17 protein-coding genes and 1 tRNA gene are annotated in these 14,316 nt (G+C 59.8%); 8 read left to right on the top strand and 10 right to left on the bottom strand.

The features are described 5' to 3' along the window. Positions 1–90: 90 nt before the first annotated feature. Positions 91–621, bottom strand: coding sequence for a hypothetical protein (locus tag C5L12_RS12900; RefSeq protein ID WP_105372457.1), 531 nt, complete (start codon positions 619–621; stop codon positions 91–93). Between the two features lie 226 nt (positions 622–847). On the opposite strand from C5L12_RS12900, the gene C5L12_RS12895 reads away from it, so the two are divergent. From C5L12_RS12895 to C5L12_RS12885, 3 genes are all read left to right on the top strand, one after another. Further along, positions 848–2,062: an NADP-dependent isocitrate dehydrogenase gene (locus C5L12_RS12895; protein WP_105372456.1), complete on the top strand. Its 1,215-nt coding sequence runs from the start codon at positions 848–850 to the stop codon at positions 2,060–2,062. Between the two features lie 69 nt (positions 2,063–2,131). Next, positions 2,132–2,578, top strand: a complete 447-nt coding sequence (locus C5L12_RS12890; RefSeq protein WP_105372455.1) for a GNAT family N-acetyltransferase — start codon at positions 2,132–2,134, stop codon at positions 2,576–2,578. Positions 2,579–2,632: 54 nt separating this feature from the next. Next, entirely contained in the window at positions 2,633–3,262 is a 630-nt protein-coding gene (locus C5L12_RS12885; protein WP_105372454.1) for a glutathione S-transferase family protein, read from the top strand. Positions 3,263–3,294: 32 nt separating this feature from the next. On the opposite strand, the gene C5L12_RS12880 is transcribed toward C5L12_RS12885, so the two are convergent. Beyond that, positions 3,295–3,513 (bottom strand): hypothetical protein, encoded by a 219-nt coding sequence (locus tag C5L12_RS12880; RefSeq protein ID WP_105372453.1) that lies wholly within the window; start codon positions 3,511–3,513, stop codon positions 3,295–3,297. A gap of 197 nt (positions 3,514–3,710) precedes the next feature. Then, on the bottom strand, positions 3,711–4,118 hold the full coding sequence (locus tag C5L12_RS12875; protein ID WP_105372452.1) for an OsmC family protein: 408 nt from the start codon (positions 4,116–4,118) through the stop codon (positions 3,711–3,713). Positions 4,119–4,337: 219 nt separating this feature from the next. Here C5L12_RS12875 and C5L12_RS12870 point away from each other — a divergent pair, with 219 nt between their 5' ends. Further along, a complete protein-coding gene (locus C5L12_RS12870) occupies positions 4,338–4,517 on the top strand; it encodes a hypothetical protein (protein ID WP_105372451.1) in 180 nt (59 codons plus the stop codon). A gap of 45 nt (positions 4,518–4,562) precedes the next feature. Here C5L12_RS12870 and C5L12_RS12865 read toward each other — a convergent pair whose 3' ends face one another. From C5L12_RS12865 to C5L12_RS12855, 3 genes are all read right to left on the bottom strand, one after another. Continuing rightward, positions 4,563–6,185 (bottom strand): ABC-F family ATP-binding cassette domain-containing protein, encoded by a 1,623-nt coding sequence (locus C5L12_RS12865; RefSeq protein WP_105372450.1) that lies wholly within the window; start codon positions 6,183–6,185, stop codon positions 4,563–4,565. A gap of 80 nt (positions 6,186–6,265) precedes the next feature. Then, on the bottom strand, positions 6,266–7,756 hold the full coding sequence (gene tig / locus C5L12_RS12860; RefSeq protein WP_105372449.1) for a trigger factor: 1,491 nt from the start codon (positions 7,754–7,756) through the stop codon (positions 6,266–6,268). Between the two features lie 144 nt (positions 7,757–7,900). After that, positions 7,901–7,985: transfer RNA gene (locus C5L12_RS12855), tRNA-Leu, on the bottom strand. A 730-nt stretch (positions 7,986–8,715) separates the two neighbouring features. Between C5L12_RS12855 and C5L12_RS12850 the strand changes: the two genes are divergently transcribed. The 3 genes from C5L12_RS12850 (at position 8,716) to trmFO (ending at position 10,824) form a co-directional block, all read left to right on the top strand. Further along, positions 8,716–8,862, top strand: a complete 147-nt coding sequence (locus tag C5L12_RS12850) for a DUF1127 domain-containing protein (protein WP_105372448.1) — start codon at positions 8,716–8,718, stop codon at positions 8,860–8,862. Between the two features lie 241 nt (positions 8,863–9,103). Further along, a complete protein-coding gene (locus tag C5L12_RS29215; RefSeq protein WP_105372447.1) occupies positions 9,104–9,247 on the top strand; it encodes a DUF1127 domain-containing protein in 144 nt (47 codons plus the stop codon). A gap of 167 nt (positions 9,248–9,414) precedes the next feature. Next, positions 9,415–10,824, top strand: coding sequence for a methylenetetrahydrofolate--tRNA-(uracil(54)-C(5))-methyltransferase (FADH(2)-oxidizing) TrmFO (gene trmFO / locus C5L12_RS12840; protein WP_105372446.1), 1,410 nt, complete (start codon positions 9,415–9,417; stop codon positions 10,822–10,824). On the opposite strand, the gene C5L12_RS12835 is transcribed toward trmFO, so the two are convergent. The 4 genes from C5L12_RS12835 to yajC form a co-directional block, all read right to left on the bottom strand. Beyond that, the gene (locus C5L12_RS12835) at positions 10,802–11,308 is read right to left on the bottom strand and encodes a hypothetical protein (RefSeq protein ID WP_425350782.1); all 507 of its coding nucleotides are present in this window, start codon (positions 11,306–11,308) and stop codon (positions 10,802–10,804) included. The two genes, trmFO and C5L12_RS12835, sit on opposite strands and share 23 nt — an antisense overlap. Before the next feature lie 75 nt (positions 11,309–11,383). Further along, the gene (locus C5L12_RS12830) at positions 11,384–12,238 is read right to left on the bottom strand and encodes a phytoene/squalene synthase family protein (protein ID WP_105372445.1); all 855 of its coding nucleotides are present in this window, start codon (positions 12,236–12,238) and stop codon (positions 11,384–11,386) included. Between the two features lies 1 nt (position 12,239). After that, positions 12,240–12,626 (bottom strand): Mth938-like domain-containing protein, encoded by a 387-nt coding sequence (locus C5L12_RS12825; protein ID WP_105372444.1) that lies wholly within the window; start codon positions 12,624–12,626, stop codon positions 12,240–12,242. Positions 12,627–12,712: 86 nt separating this feature from the next. After that, positions 12,713–13,060 carry a preprotein translocase subunit YajC gene (gene yajC, locus C5L12_RS12820; RefSeq protein WP_105372443.1) on the bottom strand — a complete coding sequence of 116 codons (348 nt, stop codon included), beginning with the start codon at positions 13,058–13,060 and terminating at the stop codon, positions 12,713–12,715. A 195-nt stretch (positions 13,061–13,255) separates the two neighbouring features. Here yajC and C5L12_RS12815 point away from each other — a divergent pair, with 195 nt between their 5' ends. Beyond that, positions 13,256–14,128 (top strand): ATP-binding protein, encoded by an 873-nt coding sequence (locus C5L12_RS12815; RefSeq protein ID WP_105372442.1) that lies wholly within the window; start codon positions 13,256–13,258, stop codon positions 14,126–14,128. Positions 14,129–14,316 lie beyond the last annotated feature (188 nt).

Below are 14,316 nucleotides of genomic sequence, written 5' to 3'. Positions count from 1 at the left end.
ATAGCAGATCGACCAGCGACCGTCGGTTCAGGACAGGCGGCCTCGCGGCGGGCTTTGAAGCGGCAATAGGCCGGCTCTTCGGTTGCGAGACTATTCGCCCTTGGCGATCGACTGCATTTCCTCGACGACGGAATCCTTTTCGCCGTCCGCCACCCGGTGGATGTCATCGATGACCGACCTACCATCCTCGCCGATTACGTCGAAATGGACTTCGCTGATGCTGTCCTTGATCTGGGCATCATCGACACAGGTCCATTGCTTGAACGTCACCGTCACGTCGGTAACGCCGTTGGCGCCCGGCGCCGCCGTCATCTTGATATCCTGCAGCGGACAGCCGTCCTGGGAGGCGGTCACGACGTCATATCCAAAGGGGTCGCCCGGCTGATTGTTTTCTGTCTCGTAGGCCGGATGCTTCGCCGCCTCCGCATAAGCTGTCTGGAACTTCTTGCTGAACAGGCGCTTCAGCGAATCTGCGTCGAAAATATACTTCCACTCGCTGTCGACCGTATTCCAATTGTCCTCCGTGACTTTCATGACCTCCTTGACCGGATCGGTGGCGTCAGCCGCCATGGCCAAAATGGAGGTCAGCGAAAAAGCGATAGCGAGCGGCAAGATCCGCATGGGAGGAATCCGGTTGTTCGAGTGGGATTTTTCCGGACATTAAACGCGGTTTGTGGTTTGGCAAGGACAATCCTGCACCAGCCGGAGTGCGGGACGATTTCTGGCGCGAAAAGCCACATGACACTGGCTGAATGCCTTTGCGTTCCAGTCGGGCGGTGCTATAGCGCACACCACTGGTGTCCACCTTTGGGGATGAAATATCCCTCATACGTCCGAGAGGAATTCCATGCAAAAGATCAAGGTAGCAAACCCGGTCGTCGATCTCGACGGCGACGAGATGACCCGCATCATCTGGCAGCTCATCAAGGACAAGCTGATCCTTCCCTATCTCGATCTCGACATCGAATATTATGACCTTTCGGTGGAAAACCGCGACGCGACCAACGACCAGGTCACCGTCGACGCCGCAAACGCCATCAAGAAACACGGCGTCGGTATCAAATGCGCCACCATCACGCCGGACGAAGCGCGCGTGAAGGAATTCGGCCTCAAGCAGATGTGGAAGAGCCCGAACGGCACGATCCGCAACATTCTGGGCGGCGTCATCTTCCGCGAACCGATCATCTGCAAGAACGTCCCGCGCCTCGTTCCCGGCTGGACCCAGCCGATCGTCGTCGGGCGCCACGCCTTCGGCGACCAGTACCGCGCCACCGACTTCAAGTTCCCCGGCAAGGGCAAACTGACGATCAAGTTCGTCGGCGAAGACGGGCAGGTCATCGAAAAGGAAGTTTTCGATGCACCGGGCGCCGGCGTGGCGATGGCCATGTACAATCTGGACGAGTCGATCCGGGAATTCGCTCGCGCGTCGATGATGTACGGCCTGATGCGCAAGTGGCCGGTCTACCTGTCGACCAAGAACACCATTCTCAAGGCGTATGACGGTCGCTTCAAGGATATATTCGAAGAAGTCTACCAGAACGAATTCAAGGCGCAGTTCGACGAAATCGGCATCACCTATGAGCACCGCCTGATCGACGACATGGTTGCGTCCGCTCTGAAATGGTCCGGCGGCTATGTCTGGGCCTGCAAGAACTATGACGGCGACGTCCAGTCCGACACGGTTGCCCAGGGCTTCGGCTCGCTTGGCCTGATGACCTCGGTGCTGCTCACTCCGGATGGCAAGACGGTGGAAGCCGAAGCCGCGCACGGCACGGTGACGCGCCACTACCGCCAGCATCAGAAGGGCCAGGAAACCTCGACGAACTCGATCGCATCGATCTTCGCCTGGACCCGCGGCCTCGCACACCGTGCGAAACTTGATGACAACGCCGAGCTCGCAAAGTTCGCCACCACGCTCGAAAAGGTCTGCGTCGACACCGTCGAATCCGGCTTCATGACCAAGGACCTCGCGCTGCTGATCGGTCCGGATCAGCCGTGGCTCTCCACCACCGCCTTCCTCGACAAGATCGACGAGAATCTCAAGAAGGCCATGGCTGCGTAAGTCGCCGAGATCGGCTAGAAATCAAACGGCAGGACGCAAGTTCTGCCGTTTTCTTTTGGGGAGCCAGCCATGACAACCACCGTCCGTCCGCTCGAACCTTCCGACCGGGTCCAATGGGAGCCGCTCTGGGAAGCCTACCTCCGTTTCTATGAAACCGTGCTGTCGAAGGACCAGTACGAGCTCACCTGGACTCGCCTTCTCGACCCCGGCGAGCCAATGCATGGCTTCGGCGCCTTCGACGAAACCGGCAAGATGGTCGGCATCGCACATGCGATCCTCCACCGGTCCTGCTGGCTTCCGGACTGGACCTGTTATCTTCAGGATCTCTACGTCGCGATGAGCGGGCGCGGCCGGGGCACCGGCGAAGCGCTGATCGAAGCCGTGGCCGAGCTGGCACGGCAGAAAAAGGCCGGACGTCTTTATTGGCTGACCCACGAGAGCAATGCGACCGCCCGGCGGCTCTATGATCGGATAGCCCAGGCCTCCGGCTTCATTCAGTACCGCAAGCCGCTGTGACTTGATTCCGCAAAACAGTCGCCGTAGCACTGGCGGAACCAAGAGGAGGACGTCATGACGGAAGAACTGGTACTCTATACCAACCCGATGTCTCGGGGGCGCATTGCCCGCTGGATGCTGGAAGAAGTGGGCGTACCCTATCGGGCCGAGATCCTTCACTTCGGCACGACGATGAAGGGGGAGGCCTACAAGGCGGTCAATCCCATGGGCAAGGTGCCGGCGGTCGTGCACGGAAAAACCGTCGTGACGGAATGCGCCGCGATTTGCGCTTATCTTGCCGATGCCTTCCCACAGGCAGGCTTGGCGCCCTCGCCGGCCGCCCGCGGCGATTATTACCGCTGGATGTTCTTCGCAGCCGGCCCGCTGGAAGCCGCCGTCAGCAATAGGGTGCTTGGCTTTGAAGTGCCGCCGGGCCGAGAGCGAATGGTCGGCTACGGCAGCTTCCGGGATGTGATGGACACGCTCGAAATGGCTGTCGGCGCCCATACCTATATCGCCGGCGAGACCTTTACGGCTGCCGATGTCTATGTCGGCGCGCAGATCGGTTGGGGGCTGCAGTTTGGTTCGATTGAAAAACGACCGGCGTTCGAGCAATATTTTGAAAGACTTGCGACGCGGCAGGCCTATCAGCGCGCATCGGAAAAGGACAATGCCGCGGCCGCTGAACTGCAGCAGGCCGGTTAGTGCTGGATCCGGCCGGATGGCGGGGTAGCCGCTCAGGCTCCGTCGTCGTCGGCATCCAACGCCAGAGATGTCGCGAGATAGCCGAGCCCGAAAACGGAGCCGAACCCGTAGATCACCAGCCACATCTCAAGCGCAGCAAGAGTCGTGGGGCCAGTTACAAACCACTGGAGAAGGATCGCCAATGCCGTGGCAGCGCCCAGGGCAAAACCGATCGACACGCGAATAATGATATAGCTGATCAGCAGCGGCATCTTCTGGCCTCCTGCATGCCCTGGCGCAATAACTGGATTGCAAGGCAAGAAGTTCCGTCGCTTGCCGTCAGACCGTCCTACACCTTTTGGGCGACGCGATTACGGAGGCGTGGCAAGGATCAAGCGGGGAGTGCCCTTCGGGAGCAAGGGAGTGGCGCCGATGTCGGTTCTGGTGTCGCGGCGGGCGCCGTCCAGAGTTATAGCGAGGAGATAATGCTGACCGGGATGCCGAGCCGAAGGGAATTGGCGACGGTACAGACCTGCCACGCCCTGTCGATGACAAGGCGAACGTCCGATCCATCCCTGGTTTCGCAACGGACGGCGAGCTCGGCACCTGTTGCCAACAGTGGCGAGCCATCCAGGGCGACGGTTACCGTCACTTCGATCTCACCCAGTTCGACATCCATTTCGTGTGCCGCATACCGGAGGTCGTTGCAGTAACAGCCGCCGATCGCCAGGCCGAGAAGCTGGGCGCCATTAAAGCCCAGCCCCTTGCCACCAGCCTTTCCATCGGGCCGATCGACGACCACCGTATGCCCGCCTGCCCATCCCAATGCTGCTTCCGTCCCGGCTACATTGCGCAATTCAACGGTAGAGGTCGCCATCCTGTCCTCCCAAGGGGCGGTGACCAGCGGCCGGGCGCATCAACAGTTGCACCGCTCCTCCACACTGAGCCGCCTCCGCACAGCATGTAGGTACCGGGGCCGGTTATCAAGAAAGATCGTCAGGAAGGTTGGGGCATCTCGTATGGCTGCAACCCATGGAGCGGGATCGGGAACATTTTTCCATGGTGCGCGTAAGTAACTTCATCAGGAGTTGCGACCATGGCCAATCGGTTCGGAATGCCTCGTTATGAAATCATCGGCTCCCTCATCCTGGCGACGATCGTGGGATTCGGTGCCCTGCTGAAGATCAGCAGCCAGGATAGCGAGACGGCGCAAAATCAACCCCGGCAACAGCTGGAAGTCAGCCCGGCGCTAAGGCCGAACGGCAGTCGCGGTTAACTGGCCCGCAAGCCCCCGCGCCGCACGTCTTGCATATTGCTCACCTCAGCTTCTCAGGCCCGGCGCCTCGTAACCGGTCCGTTCGACATACTCCGTATATCCGCCGTCATAACGGTGGATGCCCTCGGGCGTGAGTTCGAGAACACGGTTTGAAAGCTCGGCGAGGAAATGCCGGTCGTGGGAAACGAAAAGCATCGTGCCTTCGTAATCCGAAAGCGCCTTGATCAGCATTTCCTTGGTATCGAGGTCGAGATGGTTGGTCGGCTCGTCGAGGACCAGGAAGTTCGGCGGATCGAAAAGCATGGCCGCCATCACCAGCCGCGCCTTTTCACCGCCCGAAAGCACCCGGCACTTCTTTTCCACGTCGTCGCCGGAAAACCCGAAGCAACCGGCGAGCGTCCGCAGCGCCCCCTGCCCGGCCCGCGGAAATTCCGCCTCCAGCCATTCGAAGACCGTCAGGTCTCCGTCGAGCACATCCATCGCATGCTGGGCGAAATAACCCATCTTGACGCTGGCGCCGACGGTGACGTTGCCCTCGTCAGGCTCCGCCGAACCGGCCACAAGCTTCAGAAGGGTCGACTTGCCTGCGCCGTTGATGCCCATGATGCACCAGCGTTCCTTGCGGCGCACCATGAAATCCAGCCCCTCGTAGATCGACCGGCTGCCGTATCTCTTATGCACGTTCTTGAGATTGACCACATCCTCGCCGGAACGAGGCGCCGGCTGGAATTCGAACGCCACTGCCTGGCGGCGTTTCGGCGGCTCGATCCGCTCAATCTTGTCGAGCTTCTTCACCCGGCTCTGCACCTGCGCCGCATGGGAGGCGCGCGCCTTGAAGCGCTCGATGAATTTGATCTCCTTGGCCAACATGGCCTGCTGGCGCTCGAACTGCGCCTGCTGCTGCTTTTCGTTCTGCGCCCGCTGCTGCTCATAAAAGGCATAGTCGCCGGAATAGGTGGTCAGCGATCCGGCATCGATTTCGATGATTTTGGTGACGATTCGGTTCATGAACTCGCGGTCGTGCGAGGTCATCAGCAGCGCACCATCATAGCCCTTGAGGAAAGATTCGAGCCAGATCAGGCTCTCGAGATCAAGATGGTTGCTCGGCTCGTCGAGCAGCATGACATCCGGGCGCATCAGCAGGATGCGGGCAAGCGCCACGCGCATCTTCCAGCCGCCCGAAAGCTTGCCGACGTCGCCGTCCATCATCTCCTGCGTAAAGCTCAATCCGGCCAGCACCTCGCGGGCGCGCCCCTCGAGCCCATAACCATCGAGTTTCTCGTAGCGCGCCTGAACCTCGCCATAACGCTCGATGATCTGATCCATCTCGTCCATGCGGTCCGGATCGACCATCGCCGTTTCGAGTTCGCGCAGCTCGGCAGCGACCTCGCTCACAGGCCCTGCCCCGTCCATCACCTCGGTCACAGCGCTGCGTCCGGACATTTCGCCGACATCCTGGCTGAAATAGCCGATGGTGACGTGTTTTTCGACCGTGACCTGCCCCTCGTCCGGGATCTCCTGGCCGGTGATCATCCGGAAGAGCGTGGTCTTGCCGGCGCCGTTCGGGCCGACGAGTCCGATCTTTTCGCCGCGGTTCAACGCCGCCGACGCTTCGATAAAGAGAATGCGGTGACTATTCGACTTGCTGATGTTTTCGATGCGGATCATGGCGAAGAACTTTGGAGGTTGTCACAACAAAAAAGCCGGATCGTTGCCGACCCGGCTTTTCTACAGATTCAATGCGAAGCTTATTCGGCGCTGTCCTCAGCAGCCTTCTTCTTCGGAGCAGCCTTCTTCTTCGGAGCGGCAGCTTCTTCGCCTTCGGCAGCATCAGCAGCCTCGGCCTTGGCGGCAGCCTTCTTCGGAGCGGCCTTCTTCTTGGCCGGCTTTTCAGCAGATTCGGCCTCGTCTTCGGCCATCAGCTCTTCCTTCGTCACGGTCTTGTCGGTGACCTTGATTTCAGAAAGCAGCTTGTCCACGACCTTCTCTTCGAAGATAGGAGCGCGGAGCGAAGCGGAAGCGCCGGGGGTGTTGCGGAAGAAATCGAGGATTTCCTTCTGCTGGCCCGGGAACTGCTGAAGCTGAGCGTAAAGGGCACGCTGCATCTCTTCTTCGGTTACTTCGACGCCGGCCTTTTCGCCGATTTCGGAAAGAACGAGACCGAGGCGAACGCGACGCTCTGCGAGCTTGCGGTATTCGACGCGCGCATCTTCCTCGGTGGTGTCTTCATCCTCGAAGGTCTTGCCCGACTGCTGAAGATCGGCGTTGATCTGACGCCAGATGTTTTCGAATTCGGCGTCGACGAGGCCCTGCGGGGTGTCGAACTTATAGAGTTCATCGAGCTGGTCGAGAATCTGGCGCTTCACCTTCTGGCGGGTAACGCTGCCGTACTGGCTTTCGATCTGGCCGCGGACGATCTCCTTGAGACGGTCGACGGATTCGATGCCGAGCTTGGAGGCAAGCTCATCGTTGATTTCGATCGCGGCCGGAGCGGCGACTTCCTTCACGGTGATATCGAAGGTGGCTTCCTTGCCGGCCAGATTGGCGGCCGGATAGTCAGCCGGGAAGGTCACGGAGATCTGCTTTTCGTCGCCGGCCTTGACACCGATCAGCTGGTCTTCGAAGCCGGGAATGAAACGGCCCGAACCGAGAACCAGTTCAGCGTCCTCGGCAGCGCCGCCATCAAAGGCTTCGCCGTCGACCTTGCCGAGATAGTTCATGGTGACGCGGTCGCCATTGGCGGCCTTGCCCTTCTTCGTCTCAAACGTGCGCGCGCTTTCGGCGATCTTTTCGATCTGCTCGGTGACTTCCTCTTCGGTGACCTCCACCACTTCGCGAACGACGGACAGGCCGCTGGTCGGCTTCAGCTCGATCGGCGGAATGACTTCATAGGAGAGCGTGAATTCGAAATCGGCCTGAGCATTCAGGATCTTTTCGGCTTCAGCTTCGTCCTCGGTCATGGCGACCGACGGCTGCGTCGCCGACTTTTCGCCGCGCTCGGACAGGATCTTGGTCGGGCGTTCACGGACAATCTCGTTGACGAGGTCGGCCATGATCGACTTGCCGTACATCTTCTTGAGATGTGCAACGGGCACCTTGCCCGGACGGAAACCGTTGATGCGGACCTTGTCCTTGGCGTCGGCGAGGCGAACGTTCAGTTCGGCCTCCATATCCTTCTTCGGGATAACGACCTTGATTTCGCGCTTCAGCCCTTCAGCGAGCGTTTCGGTAACCTGCATTTTTAAACCTTCATATCGTGGCGGCGGTGCCCAGACAGCCATTGTTTCAGTGAGCACATCGCCGGAACTTCAAAGAGACCAGCCGCAGCTTCGTGGAGCGCTTGTCTTCGGCCATTCCTGACCCGACCGCACTCCTGGCGGTGCTGGTGCGGGTAGAGAGACTTGAACTCCCACGCCTTGCGGCACCAGAACCTAAATCTGGCGTGTCTACCAATTTCACCATACCCGCGCCCCAACCGCGTCGAAAATCCTCGTGGCCTGAGGCCTTCCGGAGCGCGCGTCTCTATATCACCCGTTTCAGCACACGCAAAGGGAAAATGACGGTTTTTTGGCACTTCCGCAAAAGCCCGAAAAACCCGCCTGCCGGGCCCTGCAATCCTGCCGCCAAGGATGCTTAACTTTTTATTAAATTCTAATGTGTATATTGGGACCAACTAGGAAGAAGGCATGCATGAATTGCATGTCATCCATTCCCATATTGCACTGCACAATGAGCGTGTGGCTTCGTAATATGGAGATACGGCGATTGATTGGAACATTTTCCTGATCTCTCCGGTTCGAACGGTCTGGCACCCGTTCAGAAATGAAGTGCCCTCGGGATTTGATCCCGCGATGAAAATTCGGGCGACGCACTCCTCCTCCCAGCGTAAGCCCGATGGGACTGGCGATCCTCCTCCTCCCAAATCGCCGGTCGTTACAAATGACGCCCACCGGACCTCCTCCCCCGGTGGGCGTTATTTTTTTGCGCCGCAAAAGGAGGATTTCCCCGATGGGCATGCAAAAATGCCCATTGTTTACCCAGTCATCATCATGGTTAATCGTTTCGTAATGCGCCAATTGCATAGGTGGCATACCGAATAGGCGCTGTTACTTTTTGCGACGCAACATATATTAGCGGTCATGAGATTGAAGGCAGCGCCGAAGGGGCTGCTGGCAAGGGCCTTGAAAGGGACACGACCATGAACATCGCACAGAAACTCAGCAGCTGGCGCAAGTATCGCGAAACCGTCAACGAACTCGGCCGCATGAGCGACCGCGAACTCAACGACCTCGGCATCGGCCGCGCAGACATCCGCCGCGTTGCACGGACCGCAGTCGGCTTCTAAGCCGATCACGACCGTATTGATGACTTTCAAAAGCGCTTCCCTCTGGGAGGCGCTTTTCTTTTTGTGCCTTCACTTTGCATCCGTGCCGGTTTTTCAGGCTCAGCCCTAAAATTCACCAACCTCCTGCACATTTGCATGGCAGTCGCATATTTTTTGCACTGCACTTTTTTATTATGCGGTTGTATAAGACTGACATCGCTGATGACGACAGAGCATCAGGACAAATCTTGAGGAAACGACCATGAACCCGATCCGCATCGCTAAGAACTGGATCAGCTACCGCCGCACGATGAACGAGCTTGGCAATCTTTCCAACCAGGCGCTCAACGACATCGGTCTGACCCGTTACGATATCCGTAACATCGCATCGCGCTCCTTCCGCTAATCCGCCCAGCTGGTGGATTGCGCCGCGCGACGCCGCAGCGGCGACAAGCCAACGGCAGGCCAGGCAAGCACATCCAAGGACGTATCAAAGGCACCTGATCGGGTGCCTTTTTGATTCCGGCCCATTTTTGATTTGGGTTGGACGAACGGCGTGATAATGAGCCGGTCATGACGAATAGCTCCCTCTTCCCCATCCATGTCATCGGCGGCGGTCTCGCCGGATCGGAAGCCTCCTGGCAGATCGCCCAGGCCGGCGTTCCGGTGATTCTCCATGAAATGCGCGGCGTGCGCGGCACCGACGCCCATAAGACCGATGGTCTGGCCGAACTGGTATGCTCGAATTCCTTCCGCTCCGACGATGCGACGGCCAACGCGGTCGGCGTCATCCACGCGGAAATGCGGCTTGCCAATTCCCTGATCATCGCCTCGGCTGACAGGAACCAAGTACCTGCCGGCGGCGCGCTCGCCGTCGACCGCGACGGCTTTTCCGAGGCGGTTACCGAGGCGATCGAAAAGCACCCGCTGATTACCGTGGTGCGCGAGGAGATCCAGGGTCTGCCGCCCAAGGAATGGGATCTGGCGATCATCGCCACCGGCCCCCTCACCTCGCCGGCGCTCGCCGCGGCCATTCAGGCGGAGACGGGTGAAGATTCGCTCGCCTTTTTTGACGCCATCGCCCCGATCGTGCATCGCGATTCGATCGACATGGACATCTGCTGGTATCAGTCGCGTTACGATAAAGTCGGCCCTGGCGGTACCGGCAAGGACTATATCAACTGCCCGTTGGATGAAGCGCAGTACAACGCCTTCGTCGACGCCCTCATCGCCGGCGATACGGTCGGTTTCAAGGAATGGGAAGGTACGCCCTATTTCGACGGCTGCCTGCCGATCGAGGTGATGGCGGAGCGCGGCCGTGAAACGTTGCGCCACGGACCGATGAAGCCGATGGGGCTGACCAATGCCCACAATCCGACTGTCAAGGCCTATGCGGTCGTGCAGCTTCGGCAGGACAATGCGCTCGGCACGCTCTATAACATGGTGGGCTTCCAGACGAAGCTCAAATACGGCGCGCAGGCGGAGATCTTCCGGATGATCCCGGGGCTGCAGAATGCGGAATTTGCGCGCCTCGGGGGCCTGCACCGCAATACCTATATCCACTCACCGGTCCTCCTGGACAGGACGCTGACGCTGAAAAGTCGGCCCGGTCTGCGTTTCGCGGGTCAGATCACCGGTTGCGAGGGCTATGTGGAAAGTGCTGCGATCGGCCTATTGGCCGGCCGCTTCGCCGCCGCGGAACGGAAGGGCGAAGCACTGGTCGCCCCGCCGGCAACGACCGCCTTCGGTTCGCTGCTCGGTCATATCACCGGCGGCCATCTCGTTTCGGAAGACGAGCCGGGAAAACGCTCCTTCCAGCCGATGAACGTCAATTTCGGACTGTTTCCGGAGTTGGAGCCTGGCTCGATCGTCAAGCCTGAAGGCGTCAAGCGTTTTCGCGGCAAGGACAAGACGGTCATGAAACGGCAGTTGCTGGCGGCGCGGGCGCTGCAGGACTGCTCTATTTGGCTCGGTCGGGACTGATGCCGTCTCCGGACGCGTCCGGATCGGCTGGCGCTTCCACCGTTTCCCCGGCCCCAAGGCCGGGGATGTTGACATAGTTGTCGAGCAGCCAGAGCGAGACTTCAGCGGCTTCCTTTTCCGTCGAGAAGACGAAGGTGCCGTTCTGGGTCGGCGCGTCGAGGAATTCGGCGCTGAATCCTTTCGCGTTCGGCAGAGGGAAGATCCGCACCCGGCCCGGAGCAATCAGGTGGCAGGCGTAGTGGTTGCCGCGACTGCGCATGAAACCAGCTTTGCTGCCGTAGAGCCGGACAAAGATTGCGCCCGCGTCCGCGGTGACATGCAGGCTGCGGATTGCTTCATTGGGGAAGGCGCGACCGAATTCCAGAATGGCGAGACCGGTATCGTGACGGCTTCCCTCCTGGTCCTTGCCGATCAATCGGGTCACGTAATAGGCGAGCGCCATCAGAAGCGCAAAGATGATCAACCAGACAATGACGGGACTCACGCCGCTTCTCCTTTGATGCGCCGGCCTATGCCCTGGTCGCTTTAAATGACGAGCCTTGTGCGAATTTAGCGTCGATCAAAACCGGCGGGTGATGCCCGCCTTCAGCAGCCTGAGTTGACGCCGCCATTGCGGCGATTGCAGGGAAATATCGAGCGCAGCGACGCCCGCCCGAGCCGCGCCGCGCAGGACCGGTTCAGCTAGCGCTACCGGCAGGAAGGCCGGGAAGACGGAGGCGGGAATCGGCCCGGCTTTCCGGGCCTTGGCGAGATGCTCGAGGCCAAGGCCGGCGAAGGCATCGATGGCGGCGGATATGCGTGTCTTGTCCTCACCGCTCAGGAATGTATCTCGGTCGAGCCCGGTGGCAGCCAAAATGTCGACCGGCAGATAGAGCTGATGGCGATGTCGGTGCACCGGCAAGAGCAGCAGGAAGCCTGCGATCGCCTGCGCTACGCCGGCATGACCGGCCGCATCGGCGGATTGGGTGGCATCGTTGGCCGAGAGGATCAGACTAGCAAGCTGGATCAGCGCAGAGGCTGTCTCTCCCGCATAGCCTTCCAGCGCGTTCCGGTCGACGATCGGATCGTCATAGAGGTCGAATATCCGCGCCTCGACCATGTCTATGAGCGTCTGCCGGGGCAGGCGATACGTCTCTATGGCCGTGATCAGGCCGGCGGCGATGGGATTACCGCCGCTGTCGCCATGCGCATTGCCTTCCAAGAGATCACGCCACCATTGCAGGCGGATTTCGCCGGGCAGCGGTTCGCGCACCACGTCGCGCACGCGGGCAATCTCGGCGTTGAAGGCATAGAGCGCGGCAAGCGCACCGCGCTTGTCCACTGGCGAGAGAAGGCAGGCAAGGTAACGGTCACGGTCCGTTTCCCTCAGTATCGATAGACACAGATCGCGGGTTTCTTTTGGGGAATCGTTCATATCAGATCGCAATCAGGGCAGCCGCCACGGCCCGCGATTCGGCCAGCATGATATTGAAGGTCCGAACCGCCGCGCCCGTGCTCATCGGATCGGAAGCGATGCCCTTCGCTTTGAGTGCTGCCTTCAAACTGGCGGGAAGCGGCTTCAAGTTCGCACCCGTACCGACCAGCACCACTTCGATGCCTTCCGCCTCGGCGAGCACCCTGGCGAAGGCCTCGACCGTCAGCGGATCGCCTTCCTGCATATCCCAGCCGTGGATTCCGGACGGAAGGCAGAGCAAGGAGCCGCGATGCGACATGTCAGCAAAACGGAAGCCGCCGTTGCCATAGGCATCGATCGGAGCGCGGCCTGGAAAATGGGCTTCGCGGATTTCGATGCCTTTCGCCATAGTTCGCACATACCTTAAAAAGTTTCGGGCCGGACAATCCGGCCCGTGCAATTTTTACAAGCTCGTTTGATACGTGCCCGCCTCAATCAGGCTTCTGTCTTGACCGGCTCGCCCTTGACCCGGACTTCAGCGATATAGGCCCGCATGGCGCGGATCTTCACGCCTTCGGCAATTTCAACTTCGACTTCGGAATCGTCGATGACCTTGCTCACCTTGCCAGTGATGCCGCCGCCGAGAACGACCTGATCACCGCGGCGGATCGCCGACAGCGTCTCCTGGCGCTTCTTCTGAGCTGTCCGCTGCGGGCGGATCAGAAAGAAATACCAGACCACCATCAAAGGGGCGAAAAGGAACAGCATTTCGAGGCCGGAGCCAAATGCGGAGGCTCCGGGTGCGGCGCCTTCGGCCTGGGCGAATGCTTCGGTAATGAACATCGAGAACTCCTAAGATTACCGGAGACCCAAGCCCCCGTTACAAGCCGCCGGAATATAGTTGTGATGGGCGGGAATGCAACAGAAACAGGTTGTGAACAGTACTGAATCCACTACTCGCAGCCTTTTGACGCATCAATGGCCATGGTACCGCAGCAACCGGAGCATCGAAGCCGTCTGAACGACCGGAGGAACACGATGAGCGATGACATCAACACCCTTATCCTGGCTGAAGTTCGCAGGCTCGCGGATGCCCTGGAGCGTCTCGCCGGACCGGCTCCGGCCATCAACGACTGGAATGCCGCCGACTGCTTCGTCTGGGTGCCGACCAACCGGCGCCTTTCGCCGGTGGCGCGTCCCAACCGCGTTGCCTTAAAGCTGATCCGCGGCGTCGATCATGTCCGCGACATCCTGCATGAAAACACCCAACGTTTTGCCGAGGGTTTTCCGGCCAACAACGTGCTGCTCTGGGGCGCACGCGGGATGGGAAAATCCTCCCTGGTTAAGGCTGTTCATGAGGACGTTCGCTCGGCGGCGGGCATCCCCCTGAAGCTCGTCGAGGTGCATCGGGAGGATGTTTCATCATTGCCCGACCTTCTCGACATTCTCAAAATCTCCGGCCATCGGGTCATCATCTTCTGCGACGATCTTTCCTTCGACCACGACGACACAGCCTACAAGTCCCTGAAGGCCGCGTTGGATGGCGGAATCGAGGGGCGTCCCGACAACGTGCTCTTCTACGCGACCTCAAACCGCCGCCACCTGTTGCCGCGCAACATGATAGAGAACGAACAGTCGACAGCCATCAATCCTTCCGAGGCGGTCGAGGAAAAGGTATCGCTCTCCGATCGTTTCGGCCTGTGGCTCGGCTTCCATAAATGCAGCCAGGACGACTATCTGACGATGATCGACGGCTATGCGGATCATTTCGACCTCGGCCTCGAGCGGGAGATATTGCACGCGCAAGCGCTCGAATGGGCAACGACGCGCGGGGGACGTTCCGGGCGAGTCGCATGGCAATACATCCAGGACCTCGCCGGCCGGCTGCGCAAACCGATCAACCGCGACTGAAAACCCGGCTGTTGCGGCACCGTTGCCGACGGAAATCGCCAATCGGCATAGGGGGCGATTCAATCAATCGCACCCCTGCCACACCACCCGGCATGCGGGTCCGCACCGGGCGGTTTGAGAGATTGAGGCTAAGCGAGCCTGGGTAGTCCGATTTGATCGGCCCATTTGATGGTGAGGACACTGTTGAG

The sequence above is a fragment of the Neorhizobium huautlense genome (assembly GCF_002968575.1).
GTDB classification, from domain to species: Bacteria; Pseudomonadota; Alphaproteobacteria; order Rhizobiales; family Rhizobiaceae; genus Neorhizobium; species Neorhizobium huautlense.
Note: the sequence above shows the minus strand (reverse complement) of the source record. Positions and strands in the feature narration are given on the sequence as shown.